The sequence below is a fragment of the Alkalibaculum sporogenes genome, assembly GCF_009362815.1.
Taxonomy (GTDB): Bacteria; Bacillota; Clostridia; order Eubacteriales; family Alkalibacteraceae; genus Alkalibaculum_A; species Alkalibaculum_A sporogenes.
This window is the reverse complement of the sequence record NZ_WHNX01000024.1, coordinates 22,122-41,130: the sequence shown is the minus strand read 5'-3', so window position 1 is coordinate 41,130 and position 19,009 is coordinate 22,122. Positions and strand designations below refer to the sequence as shown.

Below are 19,009 nucleotides of genomic sequence, written 5' to 3'. Positions count from 1 at the left end.
GTTCTTTTGAGGAAGCAGACAAATGGCTTGCCAATTTGGCTGTTTTAACAAAAGAACAAATGAAAACTTGTTTTCATTTGGCGAATGCCCGCGTAGAGACAAACTCGCGAAGCGAGTTTGTCGATGCATTGAGAGGTTCTTTTGAGGAAGCAGACAAATGGCTTGCCAATTTGGCTGTTTTAACAAAAGAACAAATGAAAACTTGTTTTCATTTGGCGAATGCCCGCGTAGAGACAAACTCGCGAAGCGAGTTTGTCGATGCATTGAGAGGTTCTTTTGAGGAAGCAGACAAATGGCTTGCCAATTTGGCTGTTTTAACAACCACAATAAACAAGTTTATCGTGGTTGCGCGGGTAGTCGCCAAATGATCTACGTCTTCGACGTAGTATTTTCATAGAATTTCTTGTTTAACTCAGCAAGCTGGCCAAACTTTCAATTCTATGAAAATGCGTCTTCGATGCAGCCGCTTGGCTCGTTACCTTCGCGACAAAAGAACAAATGAAAACTTGTTTTCATTTGGCGAATGACCGCGTAGAGGGTAACTCGCGAAGCGAGTTATCCGAGTCGCTATATTTTTAAATTATTTGAAGGAGGTACGGCATGATATACCCTATTTTAAGTGAATACCAAGAGTTGATAAAAGAATATTCTGTTATTCCTGTAGTAAAAGAAATTCCTGGTGATATTGATACACCTATTACTTTATTTAATAAACTGTGTAAAGATCAAGTGAGTTTTTTACTTGAAAGCGTAGAGGTAGGAAATAAGTGGGGGAGATACTCTTTTATTGGTCGAAAGCCTCATCTTACTATAAAGGGGAGTGACAATAAGCTCTTTTTAGAAAATAAAGACGGTGTCGAAGTGATATCTGGTAAGTATTTAGATTGCTTACGAGATATTTTCAAGAAGTATCAAATGCCAAAGAATGATGGTTTGCCTGATTTTGTAGGAGGAGGTGTCGGATATATTGCCTACGATGTCATAAGAGATTATGAGAGACTATTGCTAGTCAATGAAGATAATATGGAATTGCCAGATATTCATTTGTTAGTTATGGAGGAGATTATTGTTTACGATCATATGAGGCAAAAGATTCTCATTATTATTAATGATTTTGTGAAGGACAATAATAATTCATATGAACAGTCAATTCAAAGAATCGATAAAGTTGAAGAAGAAATACACAGTGCTAAGGTATATTTTAAGAAGGGTGTAGTTCAGCAGTCCTCATCTTATATTAGTAATGAGACTAAATCTTCTTATATGGAAAAAGTTGAAAAAGCAAAAGATTATATTCGAAAGGGTGATATATTTCAGGTGGTGCTATCTCAAAGATTAGAAATTGAAACGAATACTGACCCACTTGAATTTTATCGATTGCTTCGAAGTTTAAATCCATCTCCGTATATGTACTACTTTGAGTTTATGGATTATCAAGTGGTAGGTTCATCACCGGAGTTATTAGTAAAATTAAAAGACAATAATATTGAAACCTGTCCTATTGCCGGTACTAGGCCGAGAGGAAATGATAATGTTGAAGATGATAAATTTGCTGATGATTTGTTAAATGATGAAAAAGAAAAGGCAGAGCATCTGATGTTATTAGATTTAGCAAGAAATGATATTGGAAAATTATCTGAATTTGGATCTGTTGAACTCACTCACTTTATGGAGGTACAGAGGTATTCTCATGTTATGCATATTGTATCTAATGTAATAGGTAAACTCCACAGTAAATACGATATGTTTGATGTACTTATATCCTCATTACCAGCAGGTACTGTGTCGGGTGCACCTAAGGTTAGAGCTATGGAAATCATCGATGAATTGGAGAATAAAAAAAGAGGAATATATGCTGGAAGCATTGGATATTTTGGTTTTAATGGCAATATGGATATGTGTATTACTATTAGAACTGTAATATTTCACAACAATAAAGCTGTATTACAAGCAGGTGCAGGAATTGTTGCCGATTCGATACCGGAATCTGAATATGAAGAAACACTTAAGAAAGCAGGTGCTATGCTAGAAGCACTTAAGCTAGGAGGTATCTAAATAATGATAGTAATTATAGATAATTACGATTCTTTTACTTATAACTTGTATCAATTTGTAGGCGAGTTAAATCCTAATGTAGAAGTTTTTAGAAATGATGTGATCACAGTTGAAGAGATAATGAAAATGAAAGTAAGTCATATTATTATTTCTCCAGGTCCAGGATATCCAAAAGATGCAGGTATATCTAAAGATGTAATAAGGGTTTTAGGTAAAGAAATCCCTATATTGGGTGTTTGTTTGGGTCATCAAGCAATTGCTGAAGTATTTGGTAGTAAAATTATAGAAGCAAATAGAATGGTTCATGGAAAAACTTCTATGATAAAACATAATGGCAGAGATTTATTTAGAGGTATAGTAAATCCACTTGAAGTGATGCGTTATCATTCTTTAATAGTTGAAGAATCGTCCATAAGTGAAGTGCTAGAAGTGACTGCGAGTATAGAAGAAAATGAAGTAATGGGTATAAAACATAAGCATTACCCAATATATGGTGTTCAATTTCATCCCGAATCTATAATGACTAATAGTGGTAAAGCTCTAATTAAAAACTTCTTAGATTTATAGAAAAATTAGTTAGTAGGTAAGAGAAAGGAGATTTTAGCATGTTATTTAAAGAAATATTAGAAAAACTTGTAAACCATATAAATCTAACAGAGATGGAAATGATGGATTCAATGAATTCAATTATGTTAGGTGAGATAACTCCTGCTCAAATTGGTGGTTTTTTAACTGGGCTTAGAGGAAAAGGTGAAACTCTTGAAGAAGTTCTTGGTGCTGCTAAAGTAATGCGTAAGATGGCAAAACCTATAGATATAGGAGTTATTGATGCAGTAGATACTTGTGGTACTGGTGGAGATGGTAAAAACACTTTCAATGTATCTACAGTATCTGCTATTGTTGCTGCTAGTGCAGGTGTAACTACTGTCAAACACGGTAATAGATCTATTTCTAGCAAATGTGGTAGTGCAGATGTATTGGAGGCTTTAGGTGTTAAAATAGATTTAAGCAGTGAAAATATTAGCTCATGTATTAGAGAAATTGGTATTGGTTTTTTGTTTGCACAAAGTTTTCATTCGTCAATGAAGCACGTAGCAAGTTCACGTAAGGAACTAGGTATTAGAACCGTATTTAATATGTTAGGACCATTGACAAATCCTGCTAAGGTTAATTGTCAAGTGATGGGAGTATATGATGCTGCTTTAACTGAGCTTATGGCAGGAGTTTTAAAGGAATTAGGTGTGAAAAGAGCCATGGTTGTTAATAGCTTGGACGGAATGGATGAAATAAGTATTAGTGCAAAGACTAAGGCAACTATTTTAATAGATGGAGATATTAAGACACACTATATAGAACCCAAGACTTATGGATTTTATTATGAGAATAATGGTGAGATTGAAGGGAATGGGTCAATAGAAAATGCACAAATTATATTAAATATATTAGAAGGTGAATCAGGTCCTAAACGAGATATTACTTTAATCAATGCTGGTGCTGCAATTTATATAGGAAATGGTGCTAAGTCCTTAGAGGAAGGTATACTAAAAGCAAAAGAGGCAGTGGATTCTAAAAGTGCATTAAATAAATTGAATGAATTGATAGCATATACGAATAGGAGTGAATAAGTTGATATTAGATAAAATAGTTAAGACTAAATTAGAGAGTTTAGAACAAACAAAAGAACTTAAACCATTAGATATTTTATTGTCAGAAATACCTACTGATTATTCTCATAGAAGCTTTTCCAATGCCATTGTACTTAAAGATAGATTAGCAATTATTGCAGAAATTAAGAAGGCTTCGCCATCAAAAGGTATTATTAAGGAAAACTTTGATCCTCTAAAAATTGCAGTGGAATATGAAAAAAACAAAGTTGATGCAATATCTGTGTTAACAGAAACTACATATTTCCTCGGAAATAATCAATTTTTGACAGATGCAAAAACGAACACTACAGTGCCAGTTTTAAGGAAAGATTTTATAATTGATTCTTACCAAATTTACGAAGCTAAGGCCATAAATTCAGATGCAATTTTATTGATTATGGCAATACTGACTAAAGAAAAACTGAGTGCATACATAAATATCGCTACTAGCATAGGATTAGAATGTCTCGTTGAAGTCCATGATATTGGAGAATTAGAAGTTGCTCTTGAATGTGGAGCACAAATTATCGGTATCAATAATAGAAATTTAAATACTTTCGAAGTAAATATTATGAATACAGAGATAATTATGGAGAAGATACCAAAAGATATAATAGTAGTTAGTGAAAGTGGAATAAAATCAAATGAAGATATAAAATATTTAAAGGATTTAGGAGTTAACGCAGCTCTTATTGGTGAAAGTTTGATGGCAGCTTCATCAATAGAGAAAAAATTACAAGAACTGAGGGAACTATAATATGACAGGAATTAAAATCTGCGGTTTAACTAGAGAAGAAGATATCTATTTTATAAATAGTACAAGGCCTGAATATATTGGTTTTGTATTTGCAAAGAGTAAACGTCAAGTAGATCCACATAAGTGCAAGAGACTTATTAGTTTACTAGATAGTGATATCAAGGTTGTAGGTGTATTTGTCAATAGCTGTCCTAAAGAAATAAACGATATTGTGGATTATTGTAAAATAGATATTGTTCAATTACATGGTAATGAAAAGCAAGAGATGTGTAATGATATAAATAGCAAAGTTTGGAAAGCTTTTAGAGTGAAGGACAAATATAGTTTAGATAAATTAAAGGAATATAAAGTAGATGGTTACCTGTTAGATGCCTATGATGTAGATCAATTTGGAGGAACAGGAAGTTCTTTTAATTGGAGCCTAGTTAAAGATGCACGTTTAGATAAAGAAATTATCTTGGCTGGTGGCATTACACCAGATAATGTGCAAAATGCTATTAGAGAAACTAATGCTCAAATAATAGACATTAGCAGTGGCGTTGAGACTAATGGAATTAAAGATTTCGATAAAATTAAGACACTGATTGAAAGGGTGAGAGAAATTGGATAATAAAAAATCAAAGAGATTTGGTAATTACGGTGGACAATATGTACCTGAAACATTAATGAATGCACTTATTGAATTAGAAGAAATGTATGAGGAAGCTATGAATGATGAGGAGTTTATTAAAGAGTATATGTATTATCTACAAGAATATTCTGGGCGACCAACCTCTTTATATTACGCTGAGAATTTAACTAAAAAATATGGTGGGGGCAAAATATACTTAAAGAGAGAAGATTTGAATCATACAGGTGCTCATAAAATAAATAATGTAGTAGGACAAGTACTATTAGCTAATAGAATGGGAAAAAAGAGAATTATAGCTGAAACAGGAGCAGGTCAACATGGAGTTGCAACAGCAACTATCTGTGCTATGTTTAATCTAGAATGTGAAATATATATGGGAGAAGAAGATATCCAAAGACAAGGTTTAAATGTATTTAAGATGGAACTATTGGGTGCCAAAGTAAATTCAGTTACTTCTGGTACTAAGACATTGAAAGATGCAACGAATGAGGCTATAAGAGATTGGGTGACAAATGTTGAGGATACTTATTATGTTATTGGGTCTGTAGTAGGACCCCATCCATATCCAACAATGGTTAGAGATTTTCAAAGGATTATTGGAGATGAAACTAAAATACAAATATTAGAAAAAGAAGGTAGAATGCCTGATTACTTATTAGCATGTGTGGGTGGGGGAAGTAATGCAATGGGACTTTTTTACCCATTTATAGAAGAAGACAATATTAAAATTATAGGGGTAGAGGCTGCAGGAGAAGGGGTAAATACTCATAAGCACGCTGCAACTATAACCCTCGGAACAGTTGGTGTTTTGCATGGAATGATGACTTATTTATTACAAGATGATTATGGCCAGATTCTACCTGCTCATTCTGTATCAGCAGGGCTAGATTACCCTGGAATTGGACCTGAGCATGCTTACTTACATGACAGTGGCCGTGTAGAGTATGTAGCTATAACGGATAGTGAAGCAGTAGAAGCTTTTCAAACATTAAGCAGGTGTGAAGGGATTATACCAGCATTAGAAAGCGCTCATGCATTAGCATATTTAGCAAAATTAGCGCCGACGACTCATAAAGAAGATATTATTATTCTTAATTTATCTGGTAGAGGTGATAAAGATGTGCATACTATATCAGAAATCCTAGGAGGTAAAAAACATGAGTAGTAGAATCTCACAAAAATTTAATGAATTAAAGAAAAAAAATAAAAAAGCATTAATTACATATGTAACTGCAGGTGATCCAGATATTAATACAACTGAACAATTAGTATATGCTATGGAGAATGCCGGTGCAGATATTATCGAATTGGGCATTGCATACTCAGATCCTTTAGCAGATGGACCTGTCATTCAAAGAGCTGCTTCAAGAGCGTTAAATAAAGGTGTGAATATAGATATAGTATTTGAATTAGTTAGAAAACTAAGGACAAATACTCAAGTGCCATTAGCTTTTTTACTGTATTACAATTCTATATATAGATACGGTATAGACAAATTTATTAACAAATGTATGGAAGCAGGTGTCGATGGTCTAATTATTCCAGATTTACCTTTAGAAGAACGTACTGATTTTAAAAAGATCTTAGATGGAAAAAATATTGATCTAATACCATTAGTAGCTCCGACTTCAGAAATGAGAATTAAAGACCTAGTGAAAGATGCTACAGGCTTTATTTATTGTGTTTCATCATTAGGAGTTACAGGTGCTAGGAATAGTTTTGACTCCAATATTAAAGAGTTTATGGATAATATTAAATTACATACTGATGTTCCACTGGCAATTGGATTTGGTATATCTGATGTACAAGGTGTTAAACAGTTAAAAGATTTAGCACAAGGTTTAATTGTGGGAAGCGCTATAATAAAGAAGATTGAGGAAGGTATTGTCGAGAACAAGGTAGTTAACTTAGTTTCAGAGTTTGTAAAGGAATTAAGAGATGCTTTAAATTGAGATCATTTAAGGAAAAAATATGATAACTACAAAAAACTAAAAAATCGAGAATAAGAGGTTAATCCTCTTATTCTCGATTTTATGATATGAAAACTGGACTAGATTGTACGTTCAAACTTTGATAGTGTATTTCAATAAGCGTTGAATACACTATTTTGGCGCCTATTCTGGATAGTATCTAACAACAACCACTTGTTTGACAAGTTGCAATTGCTCCTAGTGTTGCATTATTTATATTTAAGACACCTACAGTAACTGCATTTACAGTTACAACTACAGTATAGGTGCAACAGTCATTATGACAAGAATCACAATCGCAAACAAAGAATGTGAATGTATCTGATTCAGTAATTGCCACTAATCTATCGTAGGTAAAGGCTGGGCCTATAGGCACTGGTGTAAATTGATTCGTACATTGTTTAAATATTTGAAAACTTATGGTACCAGTAAAAGCGGTAGCAACAATATTACTTGTAAACTCTAGCTTAACAACTGGATTGCATATGCAATCTGTATTTAAAGAAAGAGAAGTTGGTGTAAAGGTAGTTCCTACAACAGTTGCAAGAGGTATTGTAACTGCACCAGCAGCACCACATTTTATAATAGTTGGGCAAGACTTATCTACTTGTTTTTTTTGCTTACAAGGGTCAAAATGTTGTTGTCTACAAGGGTCAAAATCATCTCTATAATTAGATCTTGAATTCATGAATGAAATCCTCCTAAAAATTTTAATTTTAATTTGTAATAATATAAATAATTAAATATAGTTGTTTTTTAAGTTTTATTACTATTTATATATGCATCTTTTAGAAAAAAGGTGCAAAATAGATATCAACCAATTGTTAGCTATCTATTTCAGTAGTAACAATATCACAGTCAGGGAATAATGGTTTTAATTTTTGATCTGGATAGAACTTAGGAACTGGTGCATTAATAAATCTTTCGCATGGGTCTTCTTCTGGTTCTTCTTCACATGGTTTGCTTGGAACTGGACAGTAGTCATAAGCTGGAACAAGAAGCTGTACAATAAGCTGACATTTTACTACAATAAAGTATCCAAGAGTTATATCTAGAACATTATTACCTTCACGGTCAACTAATAATTCGCCTTCTAAAGCTTCTGCTACCATTTCAAGTTTTATAATATTTGTTTCAGCATCTTTACAATATTTACTAGGTGTAGAGCTTGATGAAATTTGTGCTATAGAATCAGGACAGTAAAACTTACCTATCACATCTGTTCTATTTATTTCAAAGAGTTCACATCTGTTTACACCATCGCAATCAATATAATCAGCTATGAAAGATATCATGTAGTTAAGAATAATTTTTTTATAATCGCAAAGACCTTTAATTGGAATTTTTTCAACCGAAATAAGGTTTACTTTAAAGTCTCTACTACCTAAATACCTCTTTGGGTCGTTAAGGGGGTTGCTTCTAAGTTCGCAATCCGTTGTAAGTGTGTCACGGCCTTTATTATATACTAGACATCTTTTAATTAAGCATTGATCAAATACTTTAGGTACTTCAATGCAAACTAACTCTGAAGGATCTGGTAAACGTCCTTGTTTGTTGACAAGACCGGGGCGTGGTACAAATTTGTTGAAGTTGATAGACATAAATTCTCCTCCTTTTGAGAGATTAATATAAATGGTAATTTTATTTATAGTTATATTCCATCATATGTTAATTTACAAAAGAGGTTACAATAATAATTTAGTAAATTATATTTTTAATTTATAGAAATGGAATAATAAAATTTATTAAAAATATAATCATATAAAGGAGGAGTTGCGTATGAATAGTAAACCCAATTGGATATATATGGATTATATAAATAATATATGGAGTTTTTCATTAAATGACAATAGAGAATTATGTTATAAAATTCTATATGATGAAGGTAAATGGACAAAGGAGAGTTTAATTGATAAAGATGTATTAGATTATTCTATATTTATTGAGATAGACGATAGAATACATATCATTTATACCAATATAAAAGGTGAAATTAAATACTGTACTATGAAAGATAGACAATGGATGGGTATAAAAATTCACCAGAAGTCTATTGATGAGTTTGAAATACGAAATTTAAAAGTGAAAGTTATTGGCAGTGAGATGCATATCTTTTATTTGCTCGTGGATAAGGGTAGTAATGGTCATAGATTACTAAGCCATTGTGTATGGGATGGGGAAAATATTAAAGAGGATATAGTTCGCGATCTTATTTTAGTATCTGATTTAGAAGAAAATTATCAAGTAAGTGTAGATGATATTAATAATATTGATTTAGTATTCGTTTCAGATGAGAGAAACGAGATATCTTTAAACCATTGTAGTTTTCAAAATTTTGAATGGAGTCCTATTACAAGGCTTTATGGTATTGAAGGAGATGGTATTACTTTCGAAATTGTAAAGAAGCAACAAGATATTCATATCCTAAATAAATCTATAGAGAACGATACATATTACATAGACCATGTTTATATAAAAAGTGATGGAAAAACAAAAGATTTTAAAGTATATGAAAGTACTGTGGAATTACGTGATCTTATTTTATTTACTCAAGGGGATAAATTATATTCTTGTTGGTTGGAAGAAGATAAGATTTTCTTTTCTTGTTTTGATGATGAAAAATGGAGTAAACCAATTTTATTTAATAGTAAACATGAAAGTTCTTTAGTGAGATATCAATGTTTTATTGCTTCTGAGAAAGATGCTATTGAAATGACGAAAATATATGGAACTAGTAAGGAATTAAGTCTATACATACCAGGTCAATTTGTAAACAGAGAGAATGATTCATTAAAGTATAAGGTAAATAAAAAAAACGACTTGATTGATAAACAAGAAGAAGAATCTTTACAACAATTAAAATCACAACTATCAAAATTTAAAGAAAAGAATAATGAGTTGAAAAATGCGAATGAATTATTAAACATCCAATTAATCAAAAAGCAGAGCACTGTACGTGATTATGAAGATCGTATAGCGAGAGTTTTAGATGAAAAACATATATCTGATAAACATTATACTTTATCTTTGGAATTACAAGAGAATATTAAAAATGAGCTAGATCAAATAAAAAAACAGTTAATAGAAGAGAAAAATCTTAGAGCAAGTGCCGAAAATAAATTAAAAGAATATGAAGAAAAAAATAATTTAACGAGAAATAAAGATGACAATATAATAGAAGAAAAAAAAAAGTAGCGAAGAATATAAAATAGAAAAAAAACAATCTATAATTGCTAGGTTATTGAGAGGAGGTCAATATTAATATAGAAATTTTATGCAAGGAAGGAGTAGATGTAAGTAATGTTAAATAATCGTGAGAGTATGATCTATTATATATCAAATCTAACAACAGGTAAGGTATCTATTATAGGTGGAGACAATAATAAAATTATAAAAGAAGTTGATGTAGGTTCAAGACCGCAAAATATAATTGTAGATGAAAATGATAATGTATATATTGCAAGTAATAGCAAAGTTACACTTATTCACGATTTATATGAGTCAGATAAAACATGGAATATGCCCAATAATGGAAATATCCAAGTAGATGCAACTGCTCAAAAGATATATGTATGTAATACAGAAGAGGTATGTATATACAGTACCACAGGAGAAAAAACTGGTTGCCTAACTGGGTTTATTGCTGCTAATAATATAGAATTGAATATGGATAAAAAACATTTGTTTATTCTTGATGTATTACAATGTGATATAAAAGTATATGATACTACAAACCTACAATTAATAAAGAGATATAAAGATATAGGCGTTGCACCTAAAGATATGATTATAGAACCAGATGAAAAGTATATTTATACTGCAAATAAAGGAGCAAACAGACTAAATCGTACTGGAAATATTTCTATCATAGATATAAGTACAGGTAGTGTTTCATATATAGATTTTAAAAAAGGAACTGCCATAACAGCTTTACAATATAGAGATAATTATTTATATGCTGTAAATACCGGGCTAAATCAGATTGAAGTAATCTGTGTACAAGAGAGGAAAACTATAGCGAATATTAAAACTACTTTACCCCAGATACAAAGAATTAAATTGTCTCCTAATAAAAAGATACTATTTGCAATTAGCATTAATAATGAAGGTAAGTCTGTAGTTGATAAAATAGATACAAATAATAATAAGGTTTTTGAAACATTTACATTGAATGATAATAATAGTGTTCCATATGATATGGGAGTTATTATTCAGAAAAAAACTGAAAAAGAAGAACAATTAGAACAAGATATAGACATAGATGATAAACCTGGTGCTTTAGAAGAATCTAATAATCAAATAATACAAGAGGTAACTACCATATTAGCTAAGAAAGTATTGTCTGTATATGAGGAAGAAATGGTTTTTCCACAGGTATCAATTCAAATACCTTCAAGAGGTCAATCTATGATAAATACAGAAGAAATAGTATTTAAAAGATGTCAAATAATAGATGGAACGAAAGATATAAAAAGAATGGTTAATAATAAAGACTATTCAATTCTAAAATACGATTTTTATATTCCTTATTTCATTGGCTCAAAAGATGAATACGAACAAAGGTATATTATGAAAGGTACTATTGAAGGAAGTCAAAAGGCAAAGTTATATCTGCCAGCTTTCGCCGAAGAGAAAGGCGTACAATTTATAATAAATACATCTACTAAATTAACAAGTACACCAGTAATATTAGACAGAACTCTACTGTTTGATGTTAGTGTCTTAGTTTCAACAAAAGCTATTATCGATGAAATAGTACATATTCCATCATGCAAGGAGATAGCTGATAGCTAAGAGCTATCAGCTATCTCTTATGCCTTTAGGGCTTCATCCCATTTTAAAATCTCAAGATGGTTAGTTGAGATATCTTTTATTAAGACTTCTTTTGGGAAACGTTGCAATTTACGTCTTGCCATACTTGAAACTTTTAAAACTTCTCCGTTTTTAGTTGTAGAGGTTCCTTTAATAAGCTCATTTAATGCGGGGTCGTTAATGATAACAGTAAAGTTATCTGAATCAATCTTTTGCAATTCATCAAATAAAGCTATTATTGCCTTTAAACCAACTACGGCAGGTTTAACAAAATCTTGGTAATATGCTTTTTTGCATATCAACTTATCGTTTTCGTAGATGCTATATCTAATTTCAATATCTTCGCCTTCGTAATAAGCGGGAATTCCTGCTAGGTAAGCTATAATCATTATATTCTCCTCTTTTTTCAGATTACATTATTTACTTGTACAATTATACTATATTATTATACAAAAGTAAGGAAATAATCATAAGAGTTATCACTATTATTTAGTGAAAATCCCAATATAAAATTATAACTTATGGGTAGAAGGATTATTATGATATTAAAAAACAATTAATACGTATATTGTGGTTGGATAATACCGCAAGCAAGGCGTTTTCCTGCTGCACCACTAGGTTGACTACGAAAATCATCGGGATTTTCATGTATGATAATAGACTTGTTAATTATTTCCGATACTTTGAACCTATTAGTAAAAAAACATTTTCTTGATATACCATTATTTGAAAATAAAACTGGAAAGTCTCCTGCATGATTACCGTGAGGTTGACCATCTGGGTTCCAGTGTTCTCCTGCATTTTGAAAAGGATCGTTTGCATCACCGATAGCACAACTACCATGCTCGTGGATATGAAATCCATGGGGACCAATTGGCGGCTGATCTCCTACACTAGGTTGATAGTCAGGAAGTCCCACAATACTTACACAGACCACTACTCCATTAGTAGTTTCTCGAAATATTACAGTTCCTTGAATAGATGTGGCCAAAGGACCGCCTGTAACATATGCTATAGCATTTTGATATTGTTTGTTACTATTCATAATACACCTCGTAATTTTTTATTAATAATACGATATTATTGATACTTATCTTTTATAGTATGTTGGAAGTGGCAATTTCGTTATTAGTTAATACTAATAACGAACAGATAGGGAAGTTAATTAAGCTCGCAAATTAACATAGGCTTGTTTATATTAACTAAAACAAATATTGACAGAATAAAACAACGAGTGTATCGTTATATTATTGAATACAGTTTTAGGATACTAATAAAAGATTGTCAAAGACTACAATATACAATAAATGATAATAAGTAATATATAAATGAAAAATGAATTAAGAAAGGAAATTAGATGTATTACGTTTATATGTTAAGATGTAAAGATAATTCTCTATATACTGGATGGACTACTGATATTAAACGACGATTAGAAGAACACAATGAGGGTATTGGTGGGAAATACACTCGTGCTAGATTGCCAGTTCGTTTAGTGCACCAAGAAACGCTTCCAACCAAACAGGAAGCTATGAAAAGAGAATACGCTATTAAACAACTAAAAAAGTATATAAAAGAAAAACTGATTTTAGATAAGGCGATATTTGAAAAATAGAGGGGCAGACATGCCCCTGTCTATTTTTTATTTAAAAAAATATGATGTCAGTTCAGGACCTGTTAAAAAGAAATTCCCAGATTCTTTGGCTGATTTTTCAGTAAACCTATTATCTGATTTTTTGCTATTTGTACGACTATCATATATTACATAAGGAACAGGATCTGAAGTATGTGTTCTAAGTTTTATAGGTGTTAAGTGGTCTGGTAAAATTAATACTTTAAATTCTTCTTTTGCCTCTTCTAAAGCAGTCTTTATGGGTCCTACAATTTTATGGTCTATAATCTCAATTGACTCTATTTTTTCCTGTAGATTTCCTTGATGTCCACATTCGTCAGGTGCTTCTAGATGCAAGTAAACAAAATCGTCGCCATCAAGTAATGCTTTAACGGCAGCAGAAGCCTTTCCAGAAAAATTAGTATGTATTGTACCAGTCGCACCATCAACCTTAATTGGCTTTAATCCTGCTAAAATCCCTATCCCATGAATTAAATCAACTGCGGAAATAACGGAACCAGCTAAACCAAATTTTTCTTTAAAAGAATCTAAACGTGGTTTTTTACCTTCTCCCCATATCCAAATAGAACTAGCAGGATTAAGACCTTTTTTAGTACGCAAAACATTTACTGGATGATTTTTTAAAATATCATATGATTTTTCCATCATGTTAGTTAATAATTCTTGATGAGGTCCTTTTGGCAAGTAATTTGAGATGCTTTGTCCTAATATGTCATGCGGTGGTGTAAGATCAAAATCATATGTGCTGCTTTTTAGCCCATTTTTCCACAAAATTAAGTGTCTATAGCTTACTCCAGGATAATACTTAATAAATTCTGTCTGCAACTGTTTACTAAGAGTTTCTATTAGCTGAGTAGATTCTTCTGTAGTAATATCTCCGGAAGAATGATCTAGAATAGTCTTTTCTTGATAAGGTTTATCCTCTGAAAGTGTTACTAGATTGCATCTAAAGGTTATATCAGTATCACTTAAAGGGACACCCATGCTAGCTGCTTCTAAAGGCGATCTACCAGTATGATACTTTTCTGGAGCATAGCCCATAACAGACAGATTTGCAATATCACTACCAGGCTGCATACCTACAGGAATTGTTTGAACTAAACCAATTTCACCGTTTTGAGCAAGATTAGTGATATTTGGAATATTTGCTACTTCTAATGGAGTTTTGTTGCCAATGCTTTCTATTGTATAGTCGCCAGCACCATCGACTAATATAATTATATACTTCATTATGATCACCCTATTATTTATAGTTTTTTTATGAAGAAAACCCCTACTGAATAAAGTTTCACTTTATTTTATCATATTTGAAGAATCACTAGCAACAATTAAGAAAATACAGAGTTGGCACAATATAATAGGTGCATAACAAAATATGATTTAATTTACTATAACACCCTCGTAAAAACTTAACATAAATCCTGCTGTTGTTCGTTCTGCTAGAGGAAGTATACAACGTGAAATTCTATCAAATCTATTTTCGTCATCTTTTATATGTTTATAGTGTTTATATACCTTTAGAGCAACTCGTGCGTTAAATTTTATATAATGTTCTACATCGTTTAATTTATAAACACCTGTTTCAGCTCTGTATTCTTCTACAACTTGATAAGTCTTTATTACAAAATTTTCATATTGACGATGATCATCTAGTAACCGAATATTTGCATGTTGGGGTATAGTTACATCTTGAATTAGATGTGCAGTTGCACCAAAATAAAACATTCCATCTTGCATATTACCATTTTTAACAAATTCTACAGATCTTTCATAGTATTTTAATGCAAGTTCTCTAGCGTTACTCCTACCGTACAAGCCTTTATCAGTGTATGGGTTATAGAAGTGATTGCTACTTTTAAAATCTTGATCTGCCCATACTGCTCCTTCATTTATATAATACAAGTACTTATTGAAAAAGTCATATTCATTCTGATATTTATCACCTATCAATATATTTACAGCTTGAAAATTAATATACTTGTGTACAGCACATTCAGTTTTAATAATTTTTTTCTTTAGAGGATTTGCTATAGCAAAAGTGAATCTTAGAGCAGATCCATAAGCTTTACTTAATATAGTCATGAAATACCCCCGTATAATATATCTATTATCTATTTTATTTTACCCAATAAAATAGATAAATATTTTAGCTATGATAGTATTACTTTATATTGTTGAATATAAAAATTACTATGTAATAATACATTTTTTATGTATTTACCCTATATAGAAAAATTAAATCTATTCATCTAAACATAAATAAACATGCTTTGCTTGTTCTCATAGGTTTGAATAGTGTAATACTTGCAGACTCTTATATATTTGTCTTAGGGATAATATCTAAAAAGATCCCCATAATAGGGATCTTAAAATTAATTCTACCAATTTTATACATATAGTTTTAACTACTTAATACCAATAACCAGGACCGTAACCGTAACCGGGGCCTCTACCATATCCATCATATGGATATCTTCTTCGTCTAGGATATCTTCTTCTTTGGGCAAGTTCCCTTAAGAAAATTATTGATGCTAAATCTCTTAGTAATCCACCTCTAGTCCATTGCTTTACATCAATACCTTGTAACTTATTATCTTCTATATCCTTAGACACTCTTTCATGAATGTTGTCGACTATATCTTTGTAGTGTTCATTGGAAGGAATATACATTTCTCCATGTTCAGCATCTAACATATCACAGTGATAAGATACTACAGGGAAAATAATAAAATATATTCTAGGATACATTTCTTCAATTTGTTGATCTGTCATGTCCATTACAGGGTACATTGGCTCAGGTACTCTCATTGATTGCATATATGGTGTCCAATTTTGATTTGTATTTTGCAATTATATAACCATCCTTTCAAAACTGATTTTACAATATATAATATGTTTTTCTCATAATTTGTTTCCTAAGTAAAGTAATTTAATGCACAAAAAAAGAAAAAGTGAATATTTAATATATTAGGAGAGGATGAAGTATATGCTATTAAGAAATCAAAAACCTAATTATATATATAATGTAGAAGTAGAGAAATGGCAAATTGATCTAGCGTACTTTGGTTATAATTTAAAAGTAGATGGTCTGTTTGGTGATATTACCGAACGTGAAACAAGAAAATTTCAGAGAGATATGCACATAGTATCTGATGGAATTGTTGGTGATCAAACTAGAGCAGCTATGGAAACACTTCGACGTACAAAGGTTCAAATATATAGAAGAGGGTCTAGAGGAAGTATGGTCACCTGGATTCAACAACAATATCTAGATAGAGGTTATAAACTAGCAGTAGATGGAATTTTTGGACCTGAAACTGAGAGGATTACTAGATTATTTCAACAAGATATGAGGATAGGAGTAGACGGAATTGTAGGACCGATTACTTTAGAAAAATTAAAGCAACCTTTTAGTAGTTTACCTGATGATAATCCAATAGAAACTCCTGCAGTACCGCCTGCAAACCCTCCTACAAGTAAAATAAAAGTTTATATTGATAACGGTCATGAGCCTGGAAATGTAAATGGTGGAAGCCAAGGGTATAAGGAGTGGGAAGGAAATTTAAAGTCTGCTAGGTATCTTAAAGAAATCTTAGACAGTACAAATAAGTTTGATACTATGCTCACTTATGATTGGAATAAAACTGCCAGTGTACGTCAAAGAGGTAATCAGGCTGCTAGCTGGGGTGCACAGTTGCTATTCAGTATTCATAGCAATGCCGGTGGAGGTTCAGGAACAGAATGTTATTATTCTATTCGTATACCCAATGATAGACAATATGCTGCTATTCTAACCGAAAAAGTATCTAAGGAATTTGGTATACCAAATCGAGGAGCAAAAACAAGAGAATCTCAAACAACTAAAGGTGCAGACTACATGGGGATTATAAATTCTGCCCAGTCTGGTGGAGTTAAACACATCTTGTTAGTAGAAAGTATGTTTCATGATAATGCAAACGAAGAAAAATTATTATTACAAGATAGTACCCATCAAAAATTAGCACAAATATATGCAGAAGTAATATCGAATATGTTTTAATATTATTCATAGAACTGTAATGTAAGATTAAAAATATGAAGGGAGGATTACAAGTGTAGTCCTCCCTTCATAAATAAAAATATAAAAGTAATCATATACTATAATAAATAATTTAAAAGCTGCTATTTACAATGAGTTTAAAACACAAAAAGATATTAACTATTGACATTAGACCTATGGATAGTAGCATGAGTACTGAGTTATATATTTAGTGATAGATAGTTAATGACAGGTGTTTTTAGTGACTGGTAAATAGTAGTTATGAAATTATATCTATTACAATTACGCTTGACAATTAAAGGTCAATATCATATTATTTGATTATCAAATAATTTGATAATCAAATGAAATTGGAGTTGATATAGATGTCATTACCCAGTTTAAAAATTGGAGATTTAATAGCGAAAGTGCCAATTATCCAAGGCGGTATGGCTGTAGGTGTTTCTTTATCTTCTTTAGCAGCAGCAGTTGCAAATGAAGGTGGAATTGGAGTTATTTCTGGAGTACAAGTAGGATTTAGGGAGCCTGACTTTAGAACTAATAATATGATGGCAAATATTAGAGGTTTACAGAAAGAAATTAAAAAAGCTCGAGAGTTATCTCCTAAGGGCATTATAGGAGTAAATATTATGACTGCTGCTAGTCAATATAAAGAATTAATCGAAACAGCAGTAAAAGAAAAAATTGATATTATTATAGCTGGTGCAGGCTTACCGAAAGATCTTCCTAAATACGTAAAAGATTCAGATACAAAAATTATTCCCATTGTCTCATCTGGTAAAGCTGCTAAAATTATTACAAAGTTATGGACAAGAAATTATGGATATGTTCCTGATGCAATTATAGTGGAAGGCGCGGAAGCTGGCGGTCATCTAGGTTTTTCTGCAGAAGAACTACATGGAAATAGTGCACCAAGGTTAATAGATATACTAAAAGAAGTTATTAAGGAAATTAATCCTTTTGAAGTACAATACGATAAAAAAATACCAGTTATCGCAGCTGGTGGAATATTTAATGGAAAAGATATTATCGAGTATATAAAAAACGGTGCAGCAGGAGTGCAAATGTCTACTAGATTTGTCGCAACTCATGAATGTGATGCATCTATAGAATTTAAAGAAGCCTACTTAAATGCAAAAGAAGAGGATATCGAGCTTGTAGTAAGTCCAGTGGGTATGCCAGGCAGAGCAATTCGGACTAAATTTACTGATGCAATGAAAAAAAATAAAATGCCTATAACAAAATGTTATAAATGTTTAACTCCTTGTGAACCTAAAATCGCACCATATTGCATTTCAGATGCACTAATTAACTCAGTAAAAGGTAAGATTGAGGAAGGGTTAGTATTTTGTGGTAGTAGTGCATTTAAACTAAGTGAGATTGTTTCGGTAAAGCAATTAATGCAGAGTATAATAAAAGAAGCTGAGAACGCCAACTAAAAAAGGACTTTTAGTCCTTTTTTTAGT

General features: G+C 31.6%; 20 protein-coding genes. 13 read left to right on the top strand and 7 right to left on the bottom strand.

Translation table 11 applies throughout. The annotated features are described in order from the left end of the window. The 8 genes from GC105_RS16955 to trpA form a co-directional block, all read left to right on the top strand. Nucleotides 1–368 (top strand): hypothetical protein (locus tag GC105_RS16955; RefSeq protein WP_193708417.1); only part of this gene is annotated, 368 nt, incomplete at its 5' end. 232 nt (nt 369–600) lie between these two features. Continuing rightward, nucleotides 601–2,055, top strand: coding sequence for an anthranilate synthase component I (gene trpE, locus GC105_RS13040; RefSeq protein WP_152805530.1), 1,455 nt, complete (start codon nt 601–603; stop codon nt 2,053–2,055). A 3-nt stretch (nt 2,056–2,058) separates the two neighbouring features. Beyond that, nucleotides 2,059–2,622, top strand: coding sequence for an anthranilate synthase component II (locus tag GC105_RS13035; RefSeq protein ID WP_152805527.1), 564 nt, complete (start codon nt 2,059–2,061; stop codon nt 2,620–2,622). A 38-nt stretch (nt 2,623–2,660) separates the two neighbouring features. Beyond that, nucleotides 2,661–3,680 (top strand): anthranilate phosphoribosyltransferase, encoded by a 1,020-nt coding sequence (gene trpD / locus GC105_RS13030; RefSeq protein WP_152805524.1) that lies wholly within the window; start codon nt 2,661–2,663, stop codon nt 3,678–3,680. A gap of 1 nt (nt 3,681) precedes the next feature. Then, nucleotides 3,682–4,458 carry an indole-3-glycerol phosphate synthase TrpC gene (gene trpC / locus GC105_RS13025; RefSeq protein WP_152805521.1) on the top strand — a complete coding sequence of 259 codons (777 nt, stop codon included), beginning with the start codon at nt 3,682–3,684 and terminating at the stop codon, nt 4,456–4,458. Between the two features lies 1 nt (nt 4,459). Then, on the top strand, nt 4,460–5,068 hold the full coding sequence (locus GC105_RS13020; protein ID WP_152805518.1) for a phosphoribosylanthranilate isomerase: 609 nt from the start codon (nt 4,460–4,462) through the stop codon (nt 5,066–5,068). Then, entirely contained in the window at nt 5,061–6,254 is a 1,194-nt protein-coding gene (gene trpB / locus GC105_RS13015; protein WP_281350131.1) for a tryptophan synthase subunit beta, read from the top strand. The genes GC105_RS13020 and trpB overlap by 8 nt, the downstream gene beginning before the upstream one ends. Then, the gene (trpA, locus tag GC105_RS13010) at nt 6,247–7,041 is read left to right on the top strand and encodes a tryptophan synthase subunit alpha (protein WP_152805515.1); all 795 of its coding nucleotides are present in this window, start codon (nt 6,247–6,249) and stop codon (nt 7,039–7,041) included. The genes trpB and trpA overlap by 8 nt, the downstream gene beginning before the upstream one ends. A 178-nt stretch (nt 7,042–7,219) precedes the next feature. Here trpA and GC105_RS13005 read toward each other — a convergent pair whose 3' ends face one another. After that, on the bottom strand, nt 7,220–7,747 hold the full coding sequence (locus GC105_RS13005; RefSeq protein WP_152805512.1) for a DUF4489 domain-containing protein: 528 nt from the start codon (nt 7,745–7,747) through the stop codon (nt 7,220–7,222). A gap of 136 nt (nt 7,748–7,883) precedes the next feature. Then, entirely contained in the window at nt 7,884–8,660 is a 777-nt protein-coding gene (locus tag GC105_RS13000) for a hypothetical protein (protein WP_152805509.1), read from the bottom strand. Nucleotides 8,661–8,838: 178 nt separating this feature from the next. Between GC105_RS13000 and GC105_RS12995 the strand changes: the two genes are divergently transcribed. Beyond that, on the top strand, nt 8,839–10,254 hold the full coding sequence (locus tag GC105_RS12995; RefSeq protein ID WP_246169842.1) for a hypothetical protein: 1,416 nt from the start codon (nt 8,839–8,841) through the stop codon (nt 10,252–10,254). 105 nt (nt 10,255–10,359) lie between these two features. Continuing rightward, nucleotides 10,360–11,853, top strand: a complete 1,494-nt coding sequence (locus GC105_RS12990) for a YncE family protein (RefSeq protein WP_152805507.1) — start codon at nt 10,360–10,362, stop codon at nt 11,851–11,853. Nucleotides 11,854–11,870: 17 nt separating this feature from the next. Here the strand turns inward: GC105_RS12990 and GC105_RS12985 are convergent, their stop codons facing one another. Both GC105_RS12985 and GC105_RS12980 read right to left on the bottom strand, forming a co-directional pair. Further along, complete coding sequence (locus tag GC105_RS12985) at nt 11,871–12,260, bottom strand: hypothetical protein (RefSeq protein WP_152805504.1); 390 nt, start codon at nt 12,258–12,260, stop codon at nt 11,871–11,873. Between the two features lie 167 nt (nt 12,261–12,427). After that, complete coding sequence (locus GC105_RS12980; protein WP_152805501.1) at nt 12,428–12,916, bottom strand: superoxide dismutase family protein; 489 nt, start codon at nt 12,914–12,916, stop codon at nt 12,428–12,430. A 312-nt stretch (nt 12,917–13,228) separates the two neighbouring features. On the opposite strand from GC105_RS12980, the gene GC105_RS12975 reads away from it, so the two are divergent. Beyond that, a complete protein-coding gene (locus GC105_RS12975; RefSeq protein ID WP_152805498.1) occupies nt 13,229–13,486 on the top strand; it encodes a GIY-YIG nuclease family protein in 258 nt (85 codons plus the stop codon). 27 nt (nt 13,487–13,513) lie between these two features. On the opposite strand, the gene GC105_RS12970 is transcribed toward GC105_RS12975, so the two are convergent. The 3 genes from GC105_RS12970 to GC105_RS12960 form a co-directional block, all read right to left on the bottom strand. Continuing rightward, complete coding sequence (locus GC105_RS12970; RefSeq protein WP_152805495.1) at nt 13,514–14,734, bottom strand: cofactor-independent phosphoglycerate mutase; 1,221 nt, start codon at nt 14,732–14,734, stop codon at nt 13,514–13,516. A 150-nt stretch (nt 14,735–14,884) separates the two neighbouring features. Next, entirely contained in the window at nt 14,885–15,586 is a 702-nt protein-coding gene (locus GC105_RS12965; RefSeq protein WP_152805492.1) for a zinc dependent phospholipase C family protein, read from the bottom strand. A gap of 327 nt (nt 15,587–15,913) precedes the next feature. Further along, nucleotides 15,914–16,354 carry a hypothetical protein gene (locus tag GC105_RS12960; RefSeq protein WP_152805489.1) on the bottom strand — a complete coding sequence of 147 codons (441 nt, stop codon included), beginning with the start codon at nt 16,352–16,354 and terminating at the stop codon, nt 15,914–15,916. A gap of 136 nt (nt 16,355–16,490) precedes the next feature. Here GC105_RS12960 and GC105_RS12955 point away from each other — a divergent pair, with 136 nt between their 5' ends. Together GC105_RS12955 and GC105_RS12950 are read left to right on the top strand one after the other, a co-directional pair. Beyond that, nucleotides 16,491–17,543, top strand: coding sequence for an N-acetylmuramoyl-L-alanine amidase (locus GC105_RS12955; protein ID WP_193708416.1), 1,053 nt, complete (start codon nt 16,491–16,493; stop codon nt 17,541–17,543). Between the two features lie 365 nt (nt 17,544–17,908). Beyond that, on the top strand, nt 17,909–18,982 hold the full coding sequence (locus tag GC105_RS12950; RefSeq protein WP_152805485.1) for an NAD(P)H-dependent flavin oxidoreductase: 1,074 nt from the start codon (nt 17,909–17,911) through the stop codon (nt 18,980–18,982). Nucleotides 18,983–19,009: the final 27 nt, after the last annotated feature.

What these genes read in the sequence shown, in the direction of transcription:
- trpE (WP_152805530.1), top strand. Translation starts at nt 601, where the DNA reads ATGATATACCCTATTTTAAGTGAATACCAAGAGTTGATAAAAGAATAT.
- GC105_RS13035 (WP_152805527.1), top strand. Translation starts at nt 2,059, where the DNA reads ATGATAGTAATTATAGATAATTACGATTCTTTTACTTATAACTTGTAT.
- trpD (WP_152805524.1), top strand. Translation starts at nt 2,661, where the DNA reads ATGTTATTTAAAGAAATATTAGAAAAACTTGTAAACCATATAAATCTA.
- GC105_RS13020 (WP_152805518.1), top strand. Translation starts at nt 4,460, where the DNA reads ATGACAGGAATTAAAATCTGCGGTTTAACTAGAGAAGAAGATATCTAT.
- trpA (WP_152805515.1), top strand. Translation starts at nt 6,247, where the DNA reads ATGAGTAGTAGAATCTCACAAAAATTTAATGAATTAAAGAAAAAAAAT.
- GC105_RS13005 (WP_152805512.1), bottom strand. Translation starts at nt 7,747, where the DNA reads ATGAATTCAAGATCTAATTATAGAGATGATTTTGACCCTTGTAGACAA.
- GC105_RS13000 (WP_152805509.1), bottom strand. Translation starts at nt 8,660, where the DNA reads ATGTCTATCAACTTCAACAAATTTGTACCACGCCCCGGTCTTGTCAAC.
- GC105_RS12995 (WP_246169842.1), top strand. Translation starts at nt 8,839, where the DNA reads ATGAATAGTAAACCCAATTGGATATATATGGATTATATAAATAATATA.
- GC105_RS12990 (WP_152805507.1), top strand. Translation starts at nt 10,360, where the DNA reads ATGTTAAATAATCGTGAGAGTATGATCTATTATATATCAAATCTAACA.
- GC105_RS12985 (WP_152805504.1), bottom strand. Translation starts at nt 12,260, where the DNA reads ATGATTATAGCTTACCTAGCAGGAATTCCCGCTTATTACGAAGGCGAA.
- GC105_RS12980 (WP_152805501.1), bottom strand. Translation starts at nt 12,916, where the DNA reads ATGAATAGTAACAAACAATATCAAAATGCTATAGCATATGTTACAGGC.
- GC105_RS12975 (WP_152805498.1), top strand. Translation starts at nt 13,229, where the DNA reads ATGTATTACGTTTATATGTTAAGATGTAAAGATAATTCTCTATATACT.
- GC105_RS12970 (WP_152805495.1), bottom strand. Translation starts at nt 14,734, where the DNA reads ATGAAGTATATAATTATATTAGTCGATGGTGCTGGCGACTATACAATA.
- GC105_RS12965 (WP_152805492.1), bottom strand. Translation starts at nt 15,586, where the DNA reads ATGACTATATTAAGTAAAGCTTATGGATCTGCTCTAAGATTCACTTTT.
- GC105_RS12955 (WP_193708416.1), top strand. Translation starts at nt 16,491, where the DNA reads ATGCTATTAAGAAATCAAAAACCTAATTATATATATAATGTAGAAGTA.
- GC105_RS12950 (WP_152805485.1), top strand. Translation starts at nt 17,909, where the DNA reads ATGTCATTACCCAGTTTAAAAATTGGAGATTTAATAGCGAAAGTGCCA.